The 10,012-nt window shown below is 36.5% G+C and carries 12 protein-coding genes; 2 read left to right on the forward strand and 10 right to left on the reverse strand.

The genetic code is table 11. The annotated features are described in order from the left end of the window. Positions 1 to 61: 61 nt before the first annotated feature. The 6 genes from L950_RS22120 to L950_RS27265 form a co-directional block, all read right to left on the reverse strand. Entirely contained in the window at positions 62 to 652 is a 591-nt protein-coding gene (locus L950_RS22120; RefSeq protein WP_197086631.1) for a methyltransferase domain-containing protein, read from the reverse strand. A 77-nt stretch (positions 653 to 729) separates the two neighbouring features. After that, positions 730 to 906 carry a hypothetical protein gene (locus L950_RS28960; protein ID WP_021190099.1) on the reverse strand — a complete coding sequence of 59 codons (177 nt, stop codon included), beginning with the start codon at positions 904 to 906 and terminating at the stop codon, positions 730 to 732. A 323-nt stretch (positions 907 to 1,229) separates the two neighbouring features. Continuing rightward, complete coding sequence (locus L950_RS34355) at positions 1,230 to 1,511, reverse strand: GldM family protein (protein WP_410528154.1); 282 nt, start codon at positions 1,509 to 1,511, stop codon at positions 1,230 to 1,232. Beyond that, a complete protein-coding gene (gene gldM, locus L950_RS22125) occupies positions 1,430 to 2,761 on the reverse strand; it encodes a gliding motility protein GldM (protein ID WP_231577785.1) in 1,332 nt (443 codons plus the stop codon). The genes L950_RS34355 and gldM overlap by 82 nt, the downstream gene beginning before the upstream one ends. 30 nt (positions 2,762 to 2,791) lie before the next feature. Beyond that, complete coding sequence (gldL, locus tag L950_RS22130) at positions 2,792 to 3,604, reverse strand: gliding motility protein GldL (protein ID WP_031288346.1); 813 nt, start codon at positions 3,602 to 3,604, stop codon at positions 2,792 to 2,794. Positions 3,605 to 3,985: 381 nt separating this feature from the next. Next, entirely contained in the window at positions 3,986 to 4,180 is a 195-nt protein-coding gene (locus L950_RS27265; protein ID WP_052764505.1) for a hypothetical protein, read from the reverse strand. 933 nt (positions 4,181 to 5,113) lie between these two features. On the opposite strand from L950_RS27265, the gene L950_RS22140 reads away from it, so the two are divergent. Together L950_RS22140 and L950_RS22145 are read left to right on the forward strand one after the other, a co-directional pair. Beyond that, the gene (locus L950_RS22140; RefSeq protein ID WP_021190101.1) at positions 5,114 to 6,211 is read left to right on the forward strand and encodes a PAS domain-containing sensor histidine kinase; all 1,098 of its coding nucleotides are present in this window, start codon (positions 5,114 to 5,116) and stop codon (positions 6,209 to 6,211) included. A 271-nt stretch (positions 6,212 to 6,482) separates the two neighbouring features. Continuing rightward, a complete protein-coding gene (locus L950_RS22145) occupies positions 6,483 to 6,731 on the forward strand; it encodes a hypothetical protein (RefSeq protein WP_021190102.1) in 249 nt (82 codons plus the stop codon). A 144-nt stretch (positions 6,732 to 6,875) separates the two neighbouring features. Here the strand turns inward: L950_RS22145 and L950_RS30985 are convergent, their stop codons facing one another. From L950_RS30985 to L950_RS30995, 4 genes are all read right to left on the reverse strand, one after another. Beyond that, positions 6,876 to 7,472 carry a hypothetical protein gene (locus L950_RS30985; protein ID WP_231577786.1) on the reverse strand — a complete coding sequence of 199 codons (597 nt, stop codon included), beginning with the start codon at positions 7,470 to 7,472 and terminating at the stop codon, positions 6,876 to 6,878. A 66-nt stretch (positions 7,473 to 7,538) separates the two neighbouring features. After that, positions 7,539 to 8,075, reverse strand: a complete 537-nt coding sequence (locus L950_RS30990; protein ID WP_021190103.1) for a hypothetical protein — start codon at positions 8,073 to 8,075, stop codon at positions 7,539 to 7,541. 354 nt (positions 8,076 to 8,429) lie between these two features. Next, positions 8,430 to 9,254, reverse strand: coding sequence for an enolase C-terminal domain-like protein (locus L950_RS28140; protein WP_197086633.1), 825 nt, complete (start codon positions 9,252 to 9,254; stop codon positions 8,430 to 8,432). After that, positions 9,235 to 9,648, reverse strand: coding sequence for a hypothetical protein (locus L950_RS30995; protein WP_021190106.1), 414 nt, complete (start codon positions 9,646 to 9,648; stop codon positions 9,235 to 9,237). Before L950_RS30995 ends, L950_RS28140 begins: the two co-directional genes overlap by 20 nt. Positions 9,649 to 10,012 lie beyond the last annotated feature (364 nt).

The following is a 10,012-nucleotide window of genomic DNA, read 5'->3' on the forward strand; positions in this document are numbered from 1 at the left end:
ATTACAGGTTTAGAAGAAAACATCCCGGTAAGCAAGATTAGGCTTACAAACCAAGTCTATATTATTTTTTTCCAAAAGTTGAGCAAACCTCTACATGCCGTCTGTTCAAGATCAAACTCGTAGGTATTTCGTCCCATCCACTCCAGTAAGAGACAATTCGAGTGCCAATAGGTAATTGTTTAAGTTGTTGTCTAAGATATTCGGTATAGATATGATAGAGTTCTTGGTTCGGTAAGATAGAATGATCTATTGGACAAGTTGTATCTATATTTTCATAAAAAGAATTATAAAAATAAAATGCATCATAATCCGAAAAAGAGATTTGATTAATATTGGCATGAATAAATTCTACATTATCTATTTGATGCTTTTGGGCGATCCCATTGGAAATTTCAACAAGTGATTCCCGTTGTTCAACTCCATAAAACATGCCCTCTGTACATGCAGCCCCCACTAAGCAAAATTTACCAGCCCCGGCCCCGATATCTAATATCTTATCCTTTGGATGTTGAACCAAATATTTTGCTGCCTTCTTTGCTACATCAACAGGAGTCCAATGGCGTTGTCCCAATATCTTTATATTTGTAGGGTACAAATCATCGAATGCACTATCTTCAACACCGAGATCTGAGCGCAATGCTTTAAAAATCATTTTTTCTTTTTTATGCTTTTGATTAAAAGTAAATAGTTGTCCAATTAAACCGATAATTTAAACAAACTTGCTTTCTGTTAAAGCTCTCTAAGGAAGTGGATTCTTCCTGATTCAACATTTATTTCAACAAGTACCTTTCGGTGGTTCTCATATTCATAAATGTACCAATTGGGATGTTCAGGATCTTGTGCTGAATATGATTTTAAAATACTATCATTGTTTTCTTCTGAGGTTTTCAGAGATTTATTCCCCATCGTGGATATTTTTTTACTAATTTACAATATTATATTTTTTTCTACAACTTTAAATACATTTATAGCTACACTTATTTGATAGCTATGTCACTCCTTTTTTGAACTGATTACCAAGATTTTGTACTATTTTCATCTAATGAACCATCTAATTCATAATTAGTTTCTAAATAATTTAAGTGGGCTTCTGTTGCTCTAAAGAAGACACTGGTTATCGACTGGTTTGGACATTAGGGTTACACTTCTTTTTTGAAATAGTTTGTCATAAAAAAGGCCTCCCCCGATCAAGGAGAAGGCCATGTTTATATAGGTAGGTATTAGTATCTTTAGTTTGCAGTCAGTGCTACTGCATTTAACTGTCTTGATGTTCCATCAGGACCTACAGCGACAATGTTATCGAAGATAACCCTTGTGCCTGGTGTGATGCCGTTTAAGGCAGATTTCATGCTTGAACTTAATTGACCGCCTGAAGTGGATAGCACAATGGCATCAGCACGTGGCTTGGCAATGATCATCGTAAATTTAGTTACCTTGAAATTTGCGTCAAAATCAAAGTTATCCAATTTCGCAAAGATCGCATTCTGTGCTTTAAGTGCAACTGTGGCCATACTACCACCTGTTTTACCTGCAAATTTTGCAATTGGATCTGGAATACGTTTAACACGGAATTCGTGGTACTCAAGGTCTGTATTTTACCCGGAGCTACTTCAGCACTAATAGAAATGCGTGCAGTACCTGGAGAGGAAACACGGGCATTATATTTACCACCAGATCCTGAAAGGCTACCTCCGGTCATGCTTACTTTTACCTTATCTGTCGGTGTACCGGCTGCAGAAACGGATAATGGGTTATTAACGCCAATGTATAAAACATTCATTTTATCTGGTGATACTACTGCCGACGGGCGTGCAACCTGATAAGTTTGTGTCGCTGTACGGTATTCTTTCATCGAACCATCCGTTTGTTTCACCTGCACAACTCCTGTCCAAGAGAAGATCCCTTCCTTGCTTGTCGATACATTGTATACCCCTTTTCCATCAACAATCTGTAATGGAGAGCCATTGACACTGATGGATGGTTGCGATTTAGAATCTGAAGCGGTTAAAAATACTTCTGCTTTATAAGGTTGTCCCTGTACCAAATAGGAGGTTGGAGCGACTGCTACGGCGGCAAATTTATCCAGATTAACTACGGCCTGATCCATTTTGCCTAAGATTAATTTCACCATATCCGATTCTGCATTTTGAGCGTCTGTTTGGATTTTGGTCAAAATAGTCATCGCAGCTGTAAGAGGAGTTCCGCTTCCAAAATTGATTTCTTCCCAACTTTTCTTTCCGTTGACAGATTTTTCAGGATCCTTTGCTTCTAATGAAAAGGAAACACTTTTTTGTTCTTCTGGAGTTAATAAAGCTAGGAGCTTAGCTCTTGTTTCATTGATCTTATTCTTTAAGACGGTTCCTTTTTTCTCATTGATCATCAGATTCGGCGAAATATCTTCGTTTTCTCTTTTAACCAGATCTCCTTTTTCAGGATCAATACCGCCACCTTGCTTGGTGAAATCTTCTTTTAGTGAGCTGATGTATGTGTTCAGTTCTCCGATGATCGCCTGTGCTTTTTTCGCTTTATCGTAGATCGGTTTTGCACGGGCAGGTTCTTCCTTTAGTTTGGTGCTTTCAAATGCCGAGAACAATTGCTGTACGGCATTGTTGACATTTGACCGAGATGATTCGAGGCTATTGTTGATGTTTTTAAATGCATCCAAGATCGTATCGGGCACATTCAATGCAAGTAATGCAAGTAGTACCAGATAAAGAATGCTGATCATTCTCTGTCTTGGTGTCTCTCTTCCTAATGCCATTTTTATTGATTTAGATTATACATGGATGAATTAAACACGCGGTTGGTTCATTGCACTCAACATATTGCCATAAATAGCATTTAAAGCGTTTAGGTTTTTTGCCAACTTGCCAACTTCTTCTTTGAATGCTTTAGAGTCATCTAATGATTCATTGAAGTTTTGCATCGTATAACTTAAATTTTCATAAAATTGGTTCATCGATTTTAAGTGCGTAGCAGAATCCTGTAGTTCACGCTCGTACATACCATTCAATTGTTGCAGGTTTGTGGTCAGCTTATTGACCTGTTCGTGGTAACTGGCAGTATCTGTAGATGAATTGGACATCTGTACCAGATTGGCAGAAGCCTGCTCAAAAGCAACACTCATGCTGTCAAATTTGGATGTTGCCAATTTCAGCTTTTGCGTAAAGTCTTCTGTTGCCAAGGAAACATCTGAAATTTTATTGATCGCCGACATTTTTTCGCTGAAATCACGTAATCCTCTTCCTAAATTGCCGATACTTGTCTCGTCAATATGAGCATCTGCAAACATTTTGTCCAAAGCTACAGTAGCAGAAGGTCCCGTAGGTGTGTTCACGACAGTTGCACTTCTTGTAGGTAGTTCACCGGTGTAGTTTTCATCCAATTCTGGATATACGCGGCTCCAATCTGGTTCTGGTGCAGGAGGGTTGAGACCCATTAGAAAAAATAAGAAGGCTTCAACTCCTAATCCGATTCCGATCATGTAATTGGCATAGGAACCGCCGATGTGGAGAATCTTGAACAGTACACCGATGATGACAATACTCGCTCCCCAAGAGATGGCGACATTTAACCATTTCGAATTGTCTTTTTTCTTACTCATAGTTTTTGTTGTTATAAATGTATTTAAATTGATTACGACTTTGGTTCTTGATATCTTTTTATGTAAAACGTATTTTTCACTTTTTTTAATATAAAATGATATAACAAAAGAAATTATTTGCTTTTCGAGCCACACAGCATATTATTTGCGATCTTATTCAGATAGCGCTACATGTGCATGAATGGGTAGGAAAAGATTGCGTCTGTTAAATACAAAAATCAAACCATATTTAATCTTGAAATAAAAATGACGTAGAAAAGATGGATAAATTCTTATTATATTATTCTTCTCCTTATATTGTTCCATTTCATCTTTCTGTACAGAAAGGAAATTAATTGTTTACGACATTAAATAGCTATTCAAAAAATATAGGCGTAACCTTTACAACTTAACTGTAAAAAGCTGTTTCACAATATGTTTTTTCTGATACCAGTCGTTGTATACAAATTCTATTGTACTTGCTTTTAAACAACCAAAATCAGCATTTCTATAATAATCTAATAAATCTGAAAATTTTTCAGGCTCTTTTAATGTTGTTTGGAAACGTGCTGTGGTGATATGAGCTGTAGATAACATATACCTAGTGTCTATGCTTTGTCTAAGTTGTGAGCTATTAAAATTATCTCGTAATTGGCTCCTTAAATTTTCCAATTGATTATTAATCGGAAATCCTTGAATAAGTATAGCCTCCTGAGATGCTGTAACTCCTTTAAAATGTAAGCTTATATCGGAAATACGATGTAAACTTTTCTTTGATTATTTGTATATATTTTGATATATCTATCTGATTTAATTTAAAGTCTTGGGTGCATGAGATAATTGATAAAACAGTAATATGCATATCTGTAACTGGTTGATAATACGGAGTGTTATCAATATGACGCATACGTTCTTGAAAAGAATGAATTTTTTCTTTGATATTTTCACTAGGTCTAATAATAACCGTCAGACCCCGTCGGGTATCATCTATATCATGAATTAAGCTATCAGTCGATATTTCCCCACTGCGGATTTTCGTTATAGCAGTATGATACATGTTATTATAGTGATTGGTTAGGTTCATGTGTAAGATGTAAATTTGTAAATGCTACTCTAAGATAGCCGTTTTGATGGTTTTTTTTATAATATTGTGAACAACAAATGGTATCTAAGTATAGGAAATGAAAAGTCTCAAAGCAGATTAGCCGTAGTATTTAATCCAAAAAATCGTTATATAGGTTTAAATTAAGGCTCATCAATGATGAGCGACGTTTTTATAAACTATATTTAATTTTTTAGCTAAAAGCCAATTTTTTGCTACTGAAATTCTTACATAATTCTTCCTTAAAATACGACTGTTTTTATTTTATATAAAATAGATCGCTGTACTTTTGTCGGTATACGTGAAAATTCGTTTTTTATCAGTGATATGTCACGCATTAAAATGAAATTGTTACTATATTTAGCAAATGCAAAGCATATATTTGTTTACCATGCTTTCAACTTTTACTTAATCTTATAAGTGTATCCATGATCGCTCATGATAGTTTAATATTAGCAATTCTTAATGATTCTCCTCAAGCAACGGCTATCTACGATAACGGTGATCTGAATATCGTTTACGCTAATCAGGGGATGTTGGATATTTGGTGTGCTGATGAGTCCATCATTGGAAGAACCTTATGCGCCTGTTTTCCAAATTTTGTTAACGAAGGGTTTTGTTCTATTCTTAAAAATGTCTGGAAAACTGGGATTACTTATAATGCTACGGAAGTCGCCGCCACTATTGTTGTTGGAGACCGTAAAATCAAACGTTATTTTGATTTCGAGTATAAAGCCATACTTGATGACAAGGGGCAGACTTATGCTATCCTGCACACGGCCAGTGATGTGACCGAAAGAAAATTGGCTAATAACCGAATGGAAAGACAGCGTGAGGAGCTTTCTTTAAGTTATAAACTGGACCGTTTGGCCAATACCTTATCGCACGATCTGAAAAATCCACTCTCTGTTTTAAAGATGGGAAATGATTTTCTGCTTAAAAATGAAAATCTTTCAGTTGAGGTGGCTAAAAGATGGTATAAAAACTTCTCTGAATCCATACAGAATATTGAATCCATCATCAACCAGACTTTGCAGCTCAATAAAGTACGCGGATCAAAAAATATGGCTGATTGCGTGGAGATCGATAAAAGGATCGGAGAATGGATTAATGAAGTGAAGTTGAATTTTCCAGAACAACAGATCGAATTTCAACTGGGACATCTTTATCCTTTAAATGCAGACAGTGGTGCGATATATCAGATCTTTGTTAATCTGATTGGTAATGCTGTTAAGTATTCCACTGGTACAGGGGCTTATCTGCATATCCATAGTGAAGAAATAGATCAAGGTATTGTCTATGTTTTTGAAGATAATGGAATTGGTATTCCCGGTGATGAATTATCTAAAATAGTGCTGATGCAGGTCAGGGGAAGCAATTCGTCCCATATAGCAGGTACGGGAATTGGATTATCATTGGTAAAAGATTTAATGGAGTTTATGGGCGGCACCGTAAACCTTTCAAGTACTATAGGAAAAGGAACTGTGGTCCGATTATTTTTTCCGCAAAGTGTTGAGGATTGTTAGGAGGGGGTGAGAAGGTTAGAAAGTTAGATGGTTGTTACTTACTAGTAATTAGATTGTAGTACTTAGTAATTCCAAGGTTAGAACGTTAGATAGTGAGTTGGTTGGACTTTGTGTAACTCCTATTACTTCTTTTGTTACATTGGTAATTTTATTTTTTTTAGCCGAAATAGATGCTTTTTTGTATAAAAACAGCTGTTTTTTCAGATTTTTAAGTGTTTTTTGCAGGTTTTTAACATAATGCTTAAAATTATTTTTTGTACATTAGTATAATATGGAATTAGCAAATATTACAAAAGAGAGACTTGTAGAAGCTCAAAAAAATGGATATACTGCAATTATTACGAAGTACAATTCAAATCCTTTAGATCCGATCTGGATCTTTGAAAAAGTAAAAAAAGATCAGTTTTTTCAATTTTCAGAAAACCTTCAGGATACTTATCAGTTATGCTACCAGATTTCGGAAGCAATTGATACAGTAGAGGAATACCCTTTTATCGGAAAGGTTACTTTGCCAGATTAGGATAGAGAAGCGAAAAACGAAAAATATACTTATTTAATAAAAAAGCCGAATAGGAAAAATCCTGTCGGCTTTTTTATTTGTATATTCTGTAGGGGAATTAAAGCTAAATTGATAGTAGACTTTGCGTGATACCGTGCTAATCTCTCAAGTTGATATCTTTTTTGTCTCCATCGCTGTCAATGGCCACAAGCTTTTCGACATTGGCCTGATCTCTATAATGCTGTTTGGCAGAACCGTAATTTGTGTTAGAGCCAGTATACCCCAGTAGTTGTAATAATTAGTATACCCGGTGACATACGAATAGTTGTACGAATTTGTAAAATCGAAACCAGCCATGATCACATAAGTACCCGGTAGAAGATCTGCAAACTCAAAATGCCCCTCATCATCGTACACTTTTGTTTTTTTGATTGCTGTTCCAAAATTAACATCTAAAGGAACCTCAGGGATTTTTCCCTGTTTTTTTATCTTTTTATTTACCTCCACCCATTCTTCATAGTATGCTGAATTCGGGAAAAGCGTGATTTCTGTCCCTTTGGGAGCAAATTGTTTTTTCGCAGTATTGACCAAGCCTCCCAGTTTTTTACCCGTATTATCTTTCGCGTATGCTGTTCCCGTGATCACACTATTGCCTGTAGAAATCTGTTTTATCGACTGTTCTTTATTGAATTGATTTTTTATGGGTTGGTAATCCAGCTCCTCATTAATGCAAATCTCCCACATGCCATTTCCCAGAGACATTTCTCTTTGCCATAACCGGTGATCTTTTTGTCGATTACAAATTGTAGATGGCACCTGTGCTTTCTTCTAATACCGAGCTAGCCAGGTATCGTGATTTCCGGTTTTAGGTGAGCGGTAAGCATAGCTTTTCACTTCTTTAATCCTGTAGTTTGATACTAAAGTATCCGTATTATCATCATAATAAAATTGTGAGAATGTTCCTTTATAACCGACCGTAAGCGGTAAGGTCGTCATCATATTATCCGCTAGGTTGAAATCAATAAATGAAGACGGAGTTTTCAGATTTAATATTTTATTTTTTTTCGTTTTTTTAGAATAATAATTTCCTTTTATCGTGTTTCCAAATTCGAGGTTTAATTTACTATTACTGCTTTCCGATTGATAACTGATTGACTTCAGTGTCTTAGCGTCCGCTATGGAGGTTCTGCTAACAGACCACTCATTGCTCTTGTCTGTATATTTGTAGTTGTATATTAGCTGGTTTGCGTCGTAATTGATGTCATACGTCATAGTTCCCTTTTTAGTCCAGCTGGTATCCTTTACATAGTAAACCGTATAGTGATTTTTGGGACTTAAGGAACGATGTGTTAATTTCAGAACCACCCGGTGCAATTAATTTTTTGACAAATTGCTGTAAAGGGAAATAGATAAATTGCAAGTATAAGGGTGCGTATATTCATGTGCGTTAAAAATCCAATAGTATCGTCTATTGCAGCAAAAACAATTCCAAATATCGGACTACAGGTAAATAATGCTTTCCATATTGAATCAATAATCATCCTATTCTGTTTTAGAAGTATAGGCATATATACAGATTTGTCCAAATTGATCTCATGTGCAAATCAGCTGTACTATTATCTAACATTCAAGATAAAAGTATAATCCTCACATCACGGTGATATGAGGGATCGTAATTGGTAAAGAACATTTATCAATTAAAAGTCTGAGCCACTTTTTTTAGATCTTCTTCAGAAGAGGCATGCCAAAACCCGCTGTAGTGGGTGGTATTAATTGACCATTTTGGACCTTATATCCCGAAAGATCAACATCTTCCGATGTGCTCGTTACTCCTTCTATAGTGACTGTATTTCCCAGTCCGCCTGTGAGATGTGCCGTATAGTATGTCTTGAGTAGGGATCCCCATGCATGAGGCGATGCCTGCACACCCAATTTCTTCAATTCGGGCATCAGCTTTCTCCAGTTTGTAAAACCGAGACCTTCGATATCGGTTAGATGTACATCCAATAGTTTCTTTTCAAAAAGCTCTTGTAAAAGCTTTGGATCCGGATCGGCTTCACCATCTGCCAATAAGGTAATTCTGCCTGTTTTTTTTATATAACTTCTCAATTTTTGATAATCAGCAACGGTTTCGTGGAATGGTTCTTCTATCCAGAATAGCTTTACTGAGGGAATTCCTTCGAGATACTGGATGAATTGGTCAACGGAGAAACCGTTGTTGCCATCCACTAAAATACCGCAATCTGGAAAAGCTTTTGCGACGGCATTGGTAACATCGATATCACGCTGTAGGCCTTCTTTATAGGGCATCCATTTATGACCTCTACCGATTTTGAGTTTGAACTGTCGATATCCGACTTCGTAATCATACCGACATTCTTCGAGTATACGGTCGATACCTGCAGGCTTTTCCAAGGGCTCGAGATCATCAAAGTAGATCATACCACTATAGTAATCGGTCAGATAAGGTGTTTTTCTTCCTAGTAATTCATAAACCGGTTTCTGCAATATAATACCCGCGAGATCAATGGAGAGCCATGTCAAAAGGGATATGTCTAGCTTCTAAAGTTCCGATATCAGCTGCAAAAACCTCCGATACTTTTTTACCAAGCAATTCTTTTGCGATCTGCTCTGCATCTCTTCTTGATCCGCGGAGTGAGGCCCATCCCATCGCACCTTTGTCTGTTGTGATACAGCAGATCTCGACATTGGGGCCATATCCATGAAGGTCAAGACGTGCATTTTTTCCGACAAGCCGGGGGTATTTCATCTGAACAGTGGAATACTTGATTTCCTGGATACGATGATAGGACAATTCTTTATCCTGCGATTTATTGTCCAGGAGAGAGGTCAGCGTCATGGCATGTCCTGCTCCATTGTACAGCGTTGCAGAGGCGATGCCTACGTTTAAAGCCTGTAAAAATGTTCTTCTTTTCATATTTGGTTTATTTTTGATTTTAATTAACTAACCAATAATTCTTATACGATTATTTTTACCCTGACTCAACCGCTTCCTGATCGGTTCATCGAGATATCGCAAAACGAAATGGGCTATCAATAAAAGCAGAATCATACCCATTCCAACGATCAAAGCTATCTGAGACTTTGCAGGTTTTTAGATACGATGCGATATACCTTTTACAGGCTTATCGTATCTTTCGAAAGATACATCAAACTATAAAAATCATTATAGCAGATTTGTTTCAATCCCTTTTCAAATTGTATCATTTTTAGATAAGGTGAGTTGGTGAAGAGGTTAGAGGTTGAAAGTTAGTGTCTTGTCCTGATATAGCTTTACATTT

The organism is Sphingobacterium sp. IITKGP-BTPF85, assembly GCF_001006065.1.
Taxonomy (GTDB): domain Bacteria; phylum Bacteroidota; class Bacteroidia; order Sphingobacteriales; family Sphingobacteriaceae; genus Sphingobacterium; species Sphingobacterium anhuiense.

Bases quoted from the DNA above. Each gene is read 5' to 3' on its own strand.
- L950_RS34355 (WP_410528154.1), bottom strand. From the start codon at position 1,511: ATGGCCACAGTTGCACTTAAAGCACAGAATGCGATCTTTGCGAAATTG.
- gldM (WP_231577785.1), bottom strand. From the start codon at position 2,761: ATGGCATTAGGAAGAGAGACACCAAGACAGAGAATGATCAGCATTCTT.
- L950_RS27265 (WP_052764505.1), bottom strand. From the start codon at position 4,180: ATGTTATCTACAGCTCATATCACCACAGCACGTTTCCAAACAACATTA.
- L950_RS28960 (WP_021190099.1), bottom strand. From the start codon at position 906: ATGGGGAATAAATCTCTGAAAACCTCAGAAGAAAACAATGATAGTATT.
- L950_RS22145 (WP_021190102.1), top strand. From the start codon at position 6,483: ATGGAATTAGCAAATATTACAAAAGAGAGACTTGTAGAAGCTCAAAAA.
- L950_RS22120 (WP_197086631.1), bottom strand. From the start codon at position 652: ATGATTTTTAAAGCATTGCGCTCAGATCTCGGTGTTGAAGATAGTGCA.
- L950_RS22140 (WP_021190101.1), top strand. From the start codon at position 5,114: ATGATCGCTCATGATAGTTTAATATTAGCAATTCTTAATGATTCTCCT.
- L950_RS30995 (WP_021190106.1), bottom strand. From the start codon at position 9,648: ATGAAAAGAAGAACATTTTTACAGGCTTTAAACGTAGGCATCGCCTCT.
- L950_RS30985 (WP_231577786.1), bottom strand. From the start codon at position 7,472: ATGTCTCTGGGAAATGGCATGTGGGAGATTTGCATTAATGAGGAGCTG.
- gldL (WP_031288346.1), bottom strand. From the start codon at position 3,604: ATGAGTAAGAAAAAAGACAATTCGAAATGGTTAAATGTCGCCATCTCT.